The following is a 16,333-nucleotide window of genomic DNA, read 5'->3' as shown; positions in this document are numbered from 1 at the left end:
AGATTGACATCGCTTTCATATAGGATAAAATGAAGATGATCCTGTTCTGGTGGTGAGCACTGAGAACAGTTACTTTTTATCAAAAAAGTAAAGCGCTTACTTTATATTTTATTGGGAGGATAAGATGAAAGATCTATTTTTTGAAAAACGTTGCCGTTACAGTATTCGTAAACTGTCAATCGGGGCTTGTTCCTTGATGATTGGTTCAGCTCTATTCGCAAGCCCAGCTCTTGCCGAACAGGTCTCTGCCCCTGAAACAGCTACTAATACGAGCACTCAAGCGACAAGTGCCAGTGAAACAACTAATCCAGACACCGCAGCTATCGAAAAGCAATTAGAGGAAACAGAGAACACAGTAGCTGAGCAACCTATTTCAGAAAACACTCCAGCAATAACGGATCTAGTTAATGAAAAAGAAGAAGCAAAGCCTGCTCCGACGGATAAAGCTGACAAACCTGCTCAACCAACTGGAAAAGAAGAAGTCAAATCAGAGGAAGCTCCTCAAGTTGCTGAGAAGAAAGCCGACAAACCGACTCTAGCAGACGTTCCTAAAAATGAAGAAAAGAGTCTCCGACCAAAAGAAATCAAATTTGATACATGGGAAGATTTGTTGAAATGGGAACCGGGTGCGCGTGAGGATGATCCCATTAACCGTTCCTCAGTTGAACTCGCCAAGCGCCACAGAGGTCAGTTGGTTAACGAAAAAGCAAGCAGAAGAGCCAAGGTTCAAGCACTAGCAAACACCAACTCAAAGGCCAAAGACCATGCTTCAGTTGGTGGAGAAGAATTCAAGGCCTACGCTTTTGACTACTGGCAATACTTGGATTCAATGGTCTTCTGGGAAGGTCTAGTTCCAACTCCCGATGTCATTGATGCAGGGCACCGCAACGGAGTTCCCGTTTATGGAACCCTCTTTTTCAACTGGTCAAACAGCATTGCTGACCAAGAGAAATTTGCCGCTGCCTTGAAACAAGATGAAGATGGCACTTTCCCAATTGCACGCAAACTCGTTGAACTCGCTAAGTACTATGGCTTTGATGGCTATTTCATCAACCAAGAAACAACGGGTGAATTGGTAGAACCTCTTGGTGAAAAAATGCGCCAATTCATGCTCTATACAAAAGAATACGCAGCCAAAGTCAACCATCCAATCAAGTATGCTTGGTACGATGCCATGACCTACAAATACGGTCGTTACCACGAAGATGGTCTAGGCGATTACAACTATCAGTTCATGCAAAAAGAAGGTGACAAGGTCCCTGCAGATCAATTTTTTGCCAATTTCAACTGGAACAAGGAAAAGAATGACCACTCCGTAGAGATGGCTAAATGGCTAGAGCGTAGTCAATATGATGTCTTTGCAGGCTTGGAATTGCAGCAAGGTGGTTCATATAAGACCAAGGTCAACTGGGATGCTCTCTTAGATGAAAATGGCAAGTTGCGCTTGTCACTTGGACTTTTTGCACCAGATACGATTACCAGTCTAGGAAAAACAGGTGAAGACTACCACAAGAACGAAGACATCTTCTTTACAGGTTACCAAGGGGATCCAACAGCTCAAAAACCAGGTGATAAAGAGTGGTATGGAATTGCTAATTTAGTTGCGGACCGCACTCCAGCAGTAGGCCGGACCTTCACGACCTCTTTTAATACAGGTCATGGTAGAAAATGGTTTGTTGACGGTAAAGTTTCTAAGGATTCTGAGTGGAACTACCGTTCTGTTTCAGGTGTTTTGCCAACATGGCGCTGGTGGCAGACTTCGACAGGTGAAAAACTTCATGCAGAATATGATTTTACAGATGCCTATAATGGTGGGAACTCTCTTAAATTCTCAGGTGATGTAGCTGGTAAGACGGACCAGGATGTGAATTTGTATTCTACCAAACTAGAAGTAACGGAGAAAACCAAACTTCGTGTTGCCCATAAGGGAGGAAAAGGCTCGAAAGTTTATATGGCCTTCTCTACGACTCCAGACTACAAATTTGAGGATGCAGCTGCATGGAAAGAACTGACTCTCTCTGATAACTGGACAAATGAAGAATTTGACCTCAGCTCACTAGCAGGAAAGACTATCTATGCAGTTAAACTCTTCTTCGAACATGAAGGTGCTGTAAAAGATTATCAGTTCAACTTAGGTCAATTAACAATTTCAGACAATCACCAAGCACCACAAGCGCTGACGGGACTTTCTGTTGTGAAACAATCTCTCAAGAATGCCCAAGAAGCTGAAGCAGTGGTTCAATTTACGGGTAACCAAGATGCAGATTTCTATGAAGTCTACGAAAAAGACGGTGACAACTGGCGCTTATTGACAGGTTCATCTGCTTCAACCATCTACTTGCCAAAAGTTAGCCGTTCTGCTAATGCGACTGGTACGACTCAAGAATTGAAAGTCGTTGCAGTTGGTAAAAATGGCCTCCGTTCAGAAGCTGCAACTGCATCATTTAACTGGGGCATGACTGTTCAGGATACAACTCTCCCAAGACCTTTGGCTGAAAATATTGTTCCAGGGGCAACGGTTATTGGTAGCACTTTCCCGAATACTGAAGGCGGGGAAGGCATCGAAGGCATGTTGAACGGTACGATTACAAGTCTGTCAGACAAGTGGTCTTCAGCTCAGTTGAGTGGTAGTGTAGATATTCGTTTGACCCAACCACGTCGTGTTGTTAGATGGGTCATGGATCATGCGGGAGCTGGTGGAGAATCCGTAAACGATGGTTTGATGAACACCAAAGACTTTGACCTTTATTATAAGGATGCGGATGGTGAATGGAAGTTAGCTAAGGAAGTCCGTGGCAATAAAGCGCACGTGACGGATATCACCCTTGATAAACCAATCACCGCTCAAGACTGGCGCCTAAAAGTTATCACTTCAGATAACGGGACACCATGGAAAGCCATTCGTATCTACAACTGGAAGATGTACGAAACCTTGGACACAGAAAGTCAAAATATTCCAATGGCTAAGGTAGCTGCCCGTTCACTTGGAAACCATCAAGTTCAACTTGGCTTCTCTGATGTTCCGGCAGGTGCAACCATCACCGTTTACGACAAGGCGGATTCACAAACACCAATTGCAACTTTGAAGTCTGAAAATGGTGACGACCTAGCAACAGTACCATTGGCCTTTGACAAGCAACCAAATCTCCTCTATTATCGTACCCAACTACCTGGCAAAGAAATCAGTAACACCTTGGCAGTAGCGATTCCGCAGGATGAGAGAAAAATTTCTGCGGTTAGCCTGGACAAAGAACCTAAAAAGACGGTTTACAAAGAGGGAGAAAAACTTGATCTCAGAGGCGGAACACTCCGTGTTCAATACGAAGGGGGACAAGCCGACGAGCTGATTAACCTTACTCACTCAGGTGTGACGGTATCTGGATACGACGCTCATCAAAAAGGGGAACAGAAGCTCACAGTTAGCTACCTTGGACTTCCAGTTACTAGTGACTTAAAAGTACAAGTGACTGGTCAAGATGAAGGAAAACCAAAAGAAGTAGCGGGCTTGTACATTACGAAGAAACCAAAAACAGACTATCTAGTAGGGGATCAACTGGATCTCTCTGAAGGTCGCTTCGGAGTTCTCTATGATGATGAGACAGAAGAGACTCACAGCTTTACTGATCAAGGTGTTGAAATTACGGGCTACGGTTCTCAAAAGACTGGACGCCAGACCTTGACCTTGCATTACAAGGGACACACCGCTGAGTTTGATGTTTTGGTTTCTCCAAAGGCTGCAGTCAATGATGAGTACCTCAAACAAGAAATCACTGCTGCCCAAGGCCGTCAGTCAACCCTTGCCTACACCTTCTCTAGCGAGGACAAACAAGCAGTACTAGTAGAGAAGCTCAATGCAGCGAAAGCTGTAGCAGAAAACCACAATGCTAGCCAAGAAGAAGTCAACCGGGCTTTGAATGAGTTGAAACAAGCAGGGACAGACTTGGATGGAAATCAGCGTTATCAGACAGCTAGAGAAGAATTAGAAGGTTTGCTCGAATCTATCCGTGAAAAAGATCCTAAAGCTGAGTTGATTGAACAAGCAGAAACTTTGTTGGCTTCAGAGATGCCAACACCACAAGCTTTTGCGGAAATGAAAGAAAAGTTGAATAAGAAACTAGCACCTGCAGAAGAAAGCCATCATGTTGGAAGCATGGATCCAAATGAAGTGGCTCCAACGGTTGAAGCTCTCCCTGAACTAGTTATTGAAACTGAAACAACAGCCTTTGAACGTCAGGAGCGACCAAACGCCGAGCTTCTCAAAGGACAACGCCAGCTAGTTCAAGCAGGAGCGGAAGGCCAAGTTCGTCGTCTAGTTGAAGTAGATGCCCAAGGCAATCGCACCCTTCGTTCAACTGAAGTTCTCAAGGAAGCTATCCCAGAAATCACAGAAGTTGGAACAAAAGTTCTGTCAAGTAACCAACCGGCTGAGGGTGTGAAAGATTTAGTTCTAGAAACTCCGAAACTGGAAGTTGAAGAGGGAACAGTTTCCTTCGAACATCAGGAACGACCAAATGCAGCTCTTCTCAAAGGACAACGCCAGCTAGTTCAAGCAGGTGTGGAAGGTCAAGTTCGTCGTCTAGTAGAAGTAGATGCCCAAGGCAATCGTACCCTTCGTTCGACTGAAGTTCTCAAGGAAGCTGTCCCAGAAATTGTTGAAATTGGTACCAAGGAAAAAGTTGAACAGCTAGTACCAAGTACAGACAATTCAATGGTGGAAACACCAGTCAAAGCAGAAAAAGCAAAAAATCAACTTCCAAATACTGGTGTTGAAACAGATGCCAGTCTAGTAGCTCTGGGACTTCTCGGAGCAATGAGTGGTTATGGCTTGCTTGCTAGAAAGAAGAAAGAAGACTAATCGATTTAGAATTCTTGGATTTCCTCATAAAAACTAAAAACAAGGTTTGGCTGCAGTCAAACCTTGTTTTGATTATTTTATCTCGCATTGATTACTTATTTGATAAGGTTTTTCTAGATTTGATTTTAAAAAATGCTAGTTTTAATTATAAGAAAGAACAAGAAAAGTTTAGGGTTTTTCTATCTCTTTTGTTGATTTTGTGATATAATTAACACGTATAAAAAAAGAAGGAGTCATATCTAATGGCAAAATTGACTGTTAAAGACGTTGACTTGAAAGGGAAAAAAGTTCTCGTTCGTGTTGACTTCAACGTACCTGTTAAAGATGGCGTGATTACTAATGACAACCGTATCACTGCAGCTCTTCCAACTATCAAGTACATCCTTGAACAAGGTGGACGTGCAATCCTCTTCTCTCACCTTGGCCGTGTAAAAGAAGAAGCAGACAAAGAAGGTAAATCACTCGCTCCTGTAGCTGCTGACTTGGCTGCTAAGTTAGGACAAGAAGTTAAATTTATCCCAGGTGTTACACGTGGTGCTGAATTGGAAGCAGCAATCAACGCTCTTGAAGATGGACAAGTTCTCTTGGTTGAAAACACTCGTTTCGAAGATGTTGATGGCAAGAAAGAATCTAAAAATGATCCTGAACTTGGTAAATACTGGGCATCACTTGGAGATGGTATCTTCGTAAACGATGCATTCGGTACAGCTCACCGTGCACACGCATCTAACGTTGGTATCTCAGCAAACGTTGAAAAAGCTGTTGCTGGTTTCCTTCTTGAAAACGAAATTGCTTACATCCAAGAAGCTGTTGAAGCTCCAGAACGTCCATTCGTGGCTATCCTTGGTGGTTCAAAAGTTTCAGACAAGATCGGTGTTATCGAAAACTTGCTTGAAAAAGCTGATAAAGTTCTTATCGGTGGTGGGATGACTTACACATTCTACAAAGCACAAGGTATCGAAATCGGTAACTCACTTGTTGAAGAAGACAAATTGGATGTTGCGAAAGCTCTTCTTGAAAAAGCAAACGGCAAATTGATCTTGCCAGTTGACTCAAAAGAAGCAAACGCATTTGCTGACTACACTGAAGTGAAAGACACTGAAGGTGAAGCAGTTGACCCAGGTTTCCTTGGTCTTGACATCGGTCCAAAATCTATCGCTAAATTCGATCAAGAATTGACTGGTGCGAAGACAGTTGTATGGAACGGACCAATGGGTGTATTTGAAAACCCAGACTTCCAAGCTGGTACAATCGGTGTTATGGACGCTATCGTGAAACAACCAGGCGTGAAATCAATCATCGGTGGTGGTGACTCAGCTGCCGCAGCTATCAACCTTGGTCGTGCAGACAAGTTCTCATGGATCTCTACTGGTGGTGGAGCATCAATGGAACTCCTTGAAGGTAAAGTATTGCCAGGATTGGCTGCACTCACAGAAAAATAAGAGTATAATTAAGAAGATGGTTTCGCCATCTTCTTTTTTGTACCTTTTTAAATGTATATTATTGCATATATGAAAAGAAAAGGATTAAATATTTGCATCTTGCCTTGTGAAGTGTTAATATAGGAAGTAACGACTAAATTTAGATAAGGAAATGGCTTATAATGAAAAATAAAAAAGAAGTCTATGGATTTCGTAAAAGCAAAGTTGCGAAAACATTGTGTGGTGCTGTTTTAGGAACTGCTTTGATTGCTTTTGCAGATCAGGCAGTTTTTGCTGATGAAGTTACAGAGACAACTAGTACAAGTACAGTTGAGGTGGCTACTACAGGAAACCCGGCCACAAATTTACCTGAAGCTCAGGGTGAAATGAGCCAAGTTGCCAAAGAAAGCCAAGCTAAGGCTGGTTCCAAAGACTCAGCTTTGCCAGTAGAAGTATCATCAGCTGATTTGGATAAAGCCGTTGCTGATGCAAAAACTGCAGGAGTTAAGGTGGTTCAAGATGAAACAAAAGACAAAGGAACAGCCACAACTGCTACAGAGAATGCACAAAAACAAGATGAAATCAAAAGTGATTATGCTAAACAGGCTGAAGAAATAAAGACATCTACTGAAGCATATAAAAAAGCAGCAGCAACTCATCAGGCTGAAACAGATAAAATCAATGCTGAAAACAAAGCAGCGGATGACAAGTATCAAAAAGATCTAAAAAGTCATCAAGAAGAAGTTGAAAAAATCAATACTGCCAATGCAACAGCTAAAGCAGAATATGAGGCTAAGCTAGCACAATATCAAAAAGATTTAGCAACTGTCAAAAAAGCAAATGAAGATAGTCAACAGGATTATCAAAATAAACTTTCAGATTACCAGACAGAATTAGCTCGAGTACAAAAAGCTAATGCTGAAGCTAAAGAGGCTTATGAAAAAGCAGTAAAAGAAAATACTGAGAAAAACGAAGCGCTTCAAGCTGAAAATGAAGCCATTAAACAACGTAATGAAACTGCAAAAGCGAACTATGACGCGGCGATGAAGCAGTATGAAGCAGTATGAAGCAGATCTTGCAGCTATTAAGAAAGCTAAAGAAGATAATGATGCTGATTATCAAGCTAAATTAGCAGCTTACCAGACAGAATTAGCTCGAGTACAAAAAGCTAATGCTGAAGCTAAAGAGGCATATGATAAAGCAGTAAAAGAAAATACTGCAAAAAATACAGCCATTCAAGCTGAAAATGAAGCGATTAAGCAACGTAACGCTGCTGCAAAATCGACTTATGAAGCTGCGATGAAGAAATACGAAGCAGATTTGGCGGAAGTTAAACAAGCGAATGCAGCTAACGAAACAGACTACCAAACTAAGCTAGCAGCTTATCAGACAGAACTAGCTCGCGTTCAAAAAGCAAATGCCGATGCAAAAGCAGCCTATGAAAAGGCTGTTGAAGACAACAAGGCCAAAAATGCAGTGCTTAAAGCTGAGAATGAAGAAATCAAGCAACGTAATGCCGTGGCTAAAACAGATTATGAAGCTAAATTAGCAAAATATGAAGCTGATCTTGCCAAGTATAAGAAAGATGTAGATGAGTATCCAGCCAAGCTTAAGGCTTATCAGGATGAGCAGGCCAAAATTAAGGCAGCTCTTGAAGAACTTGAAAAGAATAAAGATAAAGATGGTTACTTGTCTAAGCCATCAGCTCAGAGTTTGGTTTATGATTTAGAACCAAAAGCTCAACTGGACCTTAAAACAGAAGGAAAACTTCTTACAGCAGCAGCAGTTGATGAAGCCTTTAAGAAAGACACAGTACAATATGGCAAGAAAAATCTTCAGTTAGACAATCTCAATGTCAAGAACTTGGAGAACGGTGCGACTACTTCTTCAGTGGAATTGTATGGTAATATTGGAGACAAATCTGATTGGACTACCAATGTAGGAAATAAAACAGAAGTTAAATGGGGCTCTGTTCTTCTAGAACGTGGGCAAAGCGTAACTGCGACTTATACCAACCTTCAGAATTCATACTACAACGGTAAAAAGATTTCGAAGATTGTTTATAAATATACTGTAGATCCATCTTCAAAATTCCAAAATCCTACTGGGAAAGTTTGGTTGGGAATCTTTAGTGACCCAACTTTGGGAGTCTTTGCTTCTGCTTACACTGGTGATGTTGAAAAAGGGACTTCAATTTTCATTAAAAATGAATTTACCTTCTATGATGAAAATGACCAACCAATTAATTTTGACAATGCCCTTCTTTCAGTAGCATCTCTAAATAGAGAAAATAATTCTATTGAGATGGCCAAGGATTACACTGGTAACTTTATTAAAATTTCTGGTTCCTCTGTTGGAGAAAAAGACGGAAAGATTTATGCCACAGAAACCCTGAACTTTAAACAAGGGCAAGGTGGAGCTCGCTGGACAATGTATAAAAATAGCCAGCCTAATTCAGGATGGGATTCATCAGATGCTCCAAACTCTTGGTATGGTGCAGGAGCAATTCGAATGTCAGGAACAACTAACCGTGTGACAGTTGGTGCAACTTCTGCTACTTTAGTAGTTCCTTCTGATCCAGTTATGGCGGTTGATACAGGTAAAAGACCAAACATCTGGTACTCACTCAATGGTAAGATTCGTGCCGTTAATGTTCCAAAAATTACCAAGGAAAAACCAACTCCGCCAGTAGCACCGACTGCACCACAAGCTCCTACTTATGAGACAGAGAAACCATTGGATCCTGCTCCAGTAGCGCCAAGCTATGAAAATGAGCCAACACCACCGGTAAAAACTCCAGATCAACCGGAACCATCAAAACCAGAAGAGCCAACATATGAGACAGAGAAACCATTGGACCCAGCTCCAGTAGCACCAAGCTATGAAAATGAGCCAACACCACCGGTAAAAACTCCAGATCAACCGGAGCCATCAAAACCAGAAGAGCCAACATATGAAACGGAGAAACCATTGGACCCAGCTCCAGTAGCACCAAGCTACGAAAATGAGCCAACTCCACCAGTTAAGACTCCAGATCAACCAGAGCCATCAAAACCAGAAGAGCCAAATTATGATCCATTGCCAACTCCGCCGGTAGCACCAACTCCTAAGCAGTTGCCAACACCACCAGCGGTGCCAACAGTTCACTTCCATTACAATCGTCTATTTGCACAACCTCAGATTAATAAAGAAATTAAAAATGAGGATGGAGTAGATATCGATCGTACTCTAGTTGCTAAGCAGTCTGTAGTGAAGTTTGAGTTGAAAACAGAAGCGTTGACAGCTGGTCGTCCAAAAACAACTTCATTTGTATTGGTAGATCCACTTCCAACTGGTTATCAGTTTGATTTGGAAGCAACCAAGGCTGCAAGCAAAGGTTTTGAAACAAGCTATGACAAAGCTAGTCACACTGTAACCTTTAAGGCTACTGATGAGACATTGGCAACATACAATGCTGATTTAACTAAACCTGTTGAAACTCTTTATCCAACGGTTGTTGGTCGTGTCTTGAATGATGGGGCGACTTATACAAATAACTTTACATTGACAGTCAACGATGCCTACGGTGTTAAGTCAAATATTGTTCGTGTAACGACTCCAGGTAAACCAAATGATCCTGACAATCCAAACAACAACTACATCAAGCCTTTGAAAGTTAACAAGAACAAGCAAGGTGTGAATATTGATGGCAAAGAAGTTCTAGCTGGTTCAACGAACTACTACGAATTAACATGGGATTTGGATCAATATAAAGGTGATAAATCTTCTAAGGAAGCAATCCAAAACGGCTTCTACTATGTAGATGATTATCCAGAAGAAGCCTTAACCCTTCAACCAGAATTGGTTAAGATTCGTGATCTAGAGGGCAACCTTGTATCAGGTATCAGTGTTCAACAATTTGATAGTTTAGAAGCTGCTCCTAAGAAAGTTCAGGACTTGTTGAAGAAAGCAAACATCACTGTTAAAGGTGCTTTCCAACTCTTCTCAGCTGATAATCCAGCCGAATTCTACAAGAACTATGTAGCAGCAGGAAAATCATTGCTCATCACAGATCCGATGACAGTTAAACCTGAATTTGGTCAAACGGGTGGTAAGTATGAAAACAAAGCCTACCAAATTGATTTTGGAAATGGCTATGCTACAGAAGTAGTTGTCAACAATGTACCGAAAATCACACCTAAAAAAGATGTGACAATCAGTATGGATCCAAGTAGTGACAATATTGATGGCCAAACTATTCCGTTGAACCAGTACTTCAATTATCGTTTAATCGGTGGTTTGATTCCACAAAATCATTCTGAGGACTTGAATGACTATAGTTTTGTAGATGATTATGACCAAAAAGGTGATCAATACACTGGAAACTATAAAGTTCTTGCCAAGGTTGATATCCGATTGAAAGACGGTCGTGTTATCAAGGCAGGGACAGACTTAACCGCTGAAACACAGGTTGAACATGACCAAGATAAGGGAATGATTACCATTCGCTTCAAGAAGGAATTCCTTCAAGAGATTCAGTTGGATTCTCCATTCCAGGCTGAGACTTATATTCAAATGAAACGAATTGCTGTCGGAACTTTTGAAAATACCTATGTAAATACTGTGAACAAAGTTGCTTACGCCTCAAATACAGTTCGCACGACAACGCCAGAACCTAAGAAACCAGAGGAACCAACAACTCCTAATTCTAATCCAAATCCAAAAGGAAACCCTACTCTACCTCAAACAGGTACAAATGATTCAAGCTACATGCCATATCTTGGTCTAGCAGCTTTAGTAGGAGTTTTAGGACTTGGTCAGTTGAAACGAAAAGAAGACGAAAGCAACTAAGCTCTAAAAGTTAAATAGAAAAGAGGAACTCTGTTTCCTCTTTTTTATAGTCCGAAATTAAAAACGCTTCCTATTGATTTTCACTCATAAAATCAACTGATTTATGTTAAAATGGTAGTAGAAAGTTGAGATTATGAGTTATTTTAAAAAATATAAATTTGATAAGTCACAGTTCAAACTTGGTATGCGGACTTTCAAAACGGGGATTGCCGTTTTTCTAGTTCTCTTGATTTTTGGTTTTTTTGGCTGGAAGGGGCTTCAAATCGGAGCGTTAACAGCGGTCTTCAGTCTACGAGAAAGCTTTGATAAGAGTGTCCATTTTGGAACTTCGCGTATCTTAGGAAATAGCATCGGAGGTTTTTACGCCCTTGTCTTTTTCCTCTTAAACACTTTATTTCATGGAGCCTTTTGGGTAACCTTACTAGTTGTTCCGATTTGTACCATGTTAACCATTATGACAAATGTTGCTATGAACAACAAGGCAGGAGTTATCGGTGGTGTAGCGGCTATGTTAATCATTACCCTATCAATACCAAGCGGAGAAACATTTTTGTACGTGTTTGCGCGTGTATCGGAAACTTTCATGGGAGTTTTTGTCGCAATTCTCGTAAATTATGATATTGATCGTATTCATCTCTTTTTAGAGAAAAAAGAAAAATAATGTTACATTTTATGACATTATCAATTGACGTTTGTCTTTTTTTAGACTATAATAGACAGAAAGAAGGAAAATGTAAATGAAGGAAAAAGAATTTCGCCGAAATATGGCTGTTTTTCCTATTGGCAGTGTTATGAAGTTGACCGATCTCTCGGCGCGTCAGATTCGTTATTATGAAGATCAAGAGTTGATTAAACCTGATCGAAACGAAGGAAACCGTCGCATGTATTCGTTGAATGATATGGATCGTCTGCTTGAAATCAAAGATTATATCTCTGAAGGCTACAATATCGCTGCCATTAAGAAAAAATATGCTGAACGTGAGGCGAAGTCCAAGAAAGTGGTGAGTCAGACAGAGGTGCGTCGCGCACTTCATAATGAACTCCTTCAGCAGGGACGCTTTGCTTCAGCACATTCACCTTTTGGTCGCGGTTAGGCAATCGCAAGTAGTCATATATTAAGGAGAAAAACCATGCCAATCACAGCTGCAGATATTCGTCGTGAAGTCAAGGAAAAAAATGTTACCTTTATTCGTCTCATGTTCTCAGATATTTTGGGAACGATGAAAAACGTCGAAATTCCTGCTACAGATGAACAGTTAGATAAAGTCTTGTCAAACAAGGCTATGTTTGATGGATCTTCTATTGAAGGTTTTGTACGTATCAATGAGTCAGATATGTACTTGTACCCAGACTTGGATACATGGACAGTCTTCCCTTGGGGAGATGAAAACGGAAGTGTTGCAGGTTTGATCTGTGATGTCTATACAACAGAAGGTAAACCATTTGCAGGTGACCCTCGTGGCAATTTGAAACGTGCTCTTCGCCATATGGAAGAAGTAGGATTCAAATCCTTCAACCTTGGACCAGAGCCAGAATTCTTCCTATTTAAACTGGATGAAAATGGGGATCCGACTCTTGAGGTAAATGATAAGGGTGGCTACTTTGATTTGGCACCTACAGACCTTGCGGATAATACACGTCGTGAAATCGTTAATGTCTTGACCAAAATGGGATTTGAAGTGGAAGCAAGTCACCACGAGGTTGCGGTTGGACAACACGAAATTGACTTCAAGTATGATGAAGTCCTCCGTGCTTGTGATAAGATTCAAATCTTTAAACTCGTTGTTAAAACGATTGCTCGTAAACACGGTCTTTACGCAACCTTTATGGCGAAACCAAAATTTGGTATCGCTGGATCAGGTATGCACTGTAATATGTCCTTGTTTGATGCAGAAGGAAACAATGCCTTCTTTGATCCAAATGATCCAAAAGGAATGCAGTTGTCTGAAACGGCCTACCATTTCCTTGGTGGTTTGATCAAGCATGCCTACAACTATACTGCCATCATGAACCCAACAGTTAACTCATACAAACGTTTGGTTCCAGGTTATGAAGCGCCTGTTTACATTGCTTGGGCTGGTCGTAACCGTTCGCCACTTGTGCGCGTACCAGCTTCACGTGGTATGGGAACTCGTCTTGAGTTGCGTTCAGTGGACCCAATGGCAAACCCATACATCGCTATGGCGGTTCTTTTGGAAGTTGGTTTGCATGGTATTGAAAACAAAATCGAAGCACCAGCTCCTATCGAAGAAAATATCTACATCATGACAGCAGAAGAGCGTAAGGAAGCTGGAATCACTGATCTTCCATCAACTCTTCATAACGCCTTGAAAGCTTTGACTGAGGATGAAGTAGTCAAGGCAGCCCTAGGTGAACACATCTACACTAGTTTCCTTGAAGCCAAACGTATCGAGTGGGCTAGCTATGCAACCTTTGTGTCGCAATGGGAAGTTGATAATTATCTAGATTTGTATTAAATAGTAGAAAAGAGGTTGTCCGAATGGGCAATCTTTTTTCGTTTGCAAAGTTATAAATGTATTTTGATACAGATTTTAGTATAGAAAATATAGGTAATTCATATTTTTTATCTAGCTTACAATTATGCATCAGAATGGGAATATTCTGACAAATATCAGAAAGCGATATCAAGTTTATGTTTAGATTTTCTTTATAACGATGGTATTTAATGGCGATTTTCTACTTTGTCTCACATCTATTGTAACACTACAAAAAAAGTAAATATTTTTTATATCTGCTTTTAATTGACCTTTTTTTGTTTAAGAAAAATTTAATGAAGTGCTTGCCCAAAATGCTTGATTAATGATATAATTGAGTGTGGGTTACTAGTCTCTCTGAGAGCTATAACTCTTGTCTTTAACTTTTACTTTGAGTGCTAAACTAAAAAGCATTTATTGACAAGCTCTTTTGATAAGAATTGGTAGGTTAGCTGAGAAAACTACTAATTTGGGTACTAATAACGGAGTTCTTACCATATGGAGAATGGCAATAAATTTCTTTTTATGTGTAATCATAAAAAGTAAAAAGAAATTTAATAAGGAGAAAAAGAATGATAAAGTCGAAAAACAGGCTTAAAAAGACAATCGTTGGAATGATAACCTTTGTTTTAGCGTTTTTCTTACTGCCGTTTCAAGGCCTTTTTGCGGCACCGCAAGAAATAAAGGATGACACAGATCTTTCTGCACTAAGTCTTTACCAGTTTCAGTTAACTACGGATAACATGAGTGTTGTATCTAAGTCATCTGCCGTGCAGCAATACCATATGGATGCTCCAGGTTTTGGAGATCTACAACATAAATATCCTGGTTATCCAATGGAAAATTTCACCCTCAAGGTAGATAAAACCAAAAAGGAAGATCAAACCTTTGATAAACCTTTGTCTTTGAAATTTGCCAATGCTGGAACAGTCAATGGTAAGCAAGTAGATGCTTATTTAACGATTAATAAAGTTACTCTTCATTATATCAACAACTCAGAAGCTCCGGCTCAAATGGCTGATGTTAATAAGAAAACAGTTAACTTTTTCAACGTTTCTAATTTATGGGGAGCAAACCAATTTGAAATTGGGAATATCGCATATGTTGATGAGGCACATGACGATGTCATGAAAAATACCTTTACGGTTGATGCAGATATAACAGCAGAACTTAAGTATTCAGATGGTTCAGAACCTGACATGAAATTGGTGATGAAACCAACTGATATTGATGCAAATGGTCTATGGAATACCAAGGAAGCTTTCTATGTTACCAATTACAACACTAGCGTTGACAAGCGAGTGATGAACAACCGCAATAATTTGGAAGCGGTTCAAGAAGGTGATAAAACTGTTTGGAATGCAGGCCCAGGTGGTGGTACAAGTGGTGCGGAGGCCGAAAATAATATTTCCGGTTTAGCCCTACGCTCAGTTAACAACACCATGAACTTTGGTTACCGTTCAGCGAACTATGCCTCTGCAACTTTCTCTCTTTACATGGAACAAGTACAGTTTGCCCCAGAAAAGGAGGTAGATCCAGCTCAAATCCCAGCACAAGCAGGAGAGGCAGTTACTTATAAAACTCTTTTCAAGATTCCAAAACCAGGTAAAGAAATCATTGCAGCTTTATCAAGCCTTGATTTCGTTGATACCTTTGATGATCGTTTAGATTTCAAAGATCTTACAGTTGATGCAGATGGTGTTGTGTTGGCAAAGGATACAGACTATACTGTTGAGAAGTCAGGTCAAAAAGTAACTGTCAAGATGGCTGCTGCCTACTTGAACAAAGATAAGGCCGGAACACCTATTCGTATTACTTATAATACAGTAACAAATAATAAGGTTGGTGACAAAGCTTCAGGACCTATCGAAAACATTGTAGCTATGCAACCAGATAACCTTTATTTCGCATCAAACAAGGTAACAACGACCTTACTTTACAACAAGATTCATGAATTTGAGAGCGGTACACCTGGTAAGACCCTTCCACAAGAAGTTACAAACTTGTTACCAGCTAAAGTATCAGGTCTTGCAAATGGAACGACTGTAAATCCTACTCAACCAACAACTACTAAAGTATCTGTTCCAGAAGGAAACTGGGTATTCAAAGGTTACGATAAGGTTTCAGAAGTTGTTGAAAATGGAGATGTGAAGTTCATCGGTAAATGGGTACTTGAAGAATTTACTAAACCTGTGAAAGATGTTGTGGATGGTACAGGTACAAGTATTGACGGTCAAGAAACAAATGCCAATGATACATTGACTTATACTGTGACTTATACAAATACCACGGATTCAGCGAGAGACGTCACAATTTCAGATAATGTTCCAGAACATACAACATATGTGGAAAATTCTGCTGACAATGGTGGAACACTGACAGATAAGACACTCACTTGGACTAAAAATGTAGCTAGCGGGGAAACTTTCAAAGTTACTTTCCAAGTCAAAGTAGATGCCGATGTCAAAGGTCAACGTATTGATAACACTGCTCATGTTGATGATGGGCTAGTTGCTGCTGATACGAACACAACAAAAAATCCAACTCCAACACCAAAAACTGGTAATGTGGACGTGAAATACGTTGACGAAGATGGCAATGTATTGGAAGGTCCAACTCAAGTGAAGACCAATGCCCCAGTGGGCGAAGACTATACGACTGAGCAAAAGACCTTCGACGGTTATGAGTTTAAGGCTTTGTCATCAGACTCAGCTCCAGCCAATGGTAAGGTG

Annotated in this window: 6 protein-coding genes and 1 pseudogene; all 7 read left to right on the top strand. The window is 40.5% G+C overall.

Going from position 1 to position 16,333, the window contains the following annotated elements:
• Nucleotides 1–124 precede the first annotated feature (124 nt).
• Entirely contained in the window at nt 125–4,855 is a 4,731-nt protein-coding gene (locus ATE34_RS09680; protein WP_084911890.1) for an endo-beta-N-acetylglucosaminidase, read from the top strand.
• 242 nt (nt 4,856–5,097) lie between these two features.
• On the top strand, nt 5,098–6,297 hold the full coding sequence (locus tag ATE34_RS09670) for a phosphoglycerate kinase (RefSeq protein ID WP_001096767.1): 1,200 nt from the start codon (nt 5,098–5,100) through the stop codon (nt 6,295–6,297).
• Between the two features lie 161 nt (nt 6,298–6,458).
• Nucleotides 6,459–11,106: pseudogene (locus tag ATE34_RS09665) on the top strand (antigen I/II family LPXTG-anchored adhesin).
• A 133-nt stretch (nt 11,107–11,239) separates the two neighbouring features.
• Nucleotides 11,240–11,767, top strand: a complete 528-nt coding sequence (locus ATE34_RS09660) for an FUSC family protein (RefSeq protein WP_084853030.1) — start codon at nt 11,240–11,242, stop codon at nt 11,765–11,767.
• 76 nt (nt 11,768–11,843) lie between these two features.
• Complete coding sequence (glnR, locus tag ATE34_RS09655; protein WP_000659550.1) at nt 11,844–12,200, top strand: transcriptional repressor GlnR; 357 nt, start codon at nt 11,844–11,846, stop codon at nt 12,198–12,200.
• A 36-nt stretch (nt 12,201–12,236) separates the two neighbouring features.
• Nucleotides 12,237–13,583 (top strand): type I glutamate--ammonia ligase, encoded by a 1,347-nt coding sequence (gene glnA, locus ATE34_RS09650; protein ID WP_001122897.1) that lies wholly within the window; start codon nt 12,237–12,239, stop codon nt 13,581–13,583.
• Between the two features lie 590 nt (nt 13,584–14,173).
• Nucleotides 14,174–16,333: Sgo0707 family adhesin (locus tag ATE34_RS09645; protein WP_084911889.1), on the top strand; the 2,160-nt coding region annotated here is incomplete at its 3' end.

This window comes from Streptococcus oralis subsp. tigurinus (assembly GCF_002093545.1).
GTDB lineage: Bacteria > Bacillota > Bacilli > Lactobacillales > Streptococcaceae > Streptococcus > Streptococcus oralis_C.
This window is presented reverse-complemented; position numbering and strand designations above follow the sequence as displayed.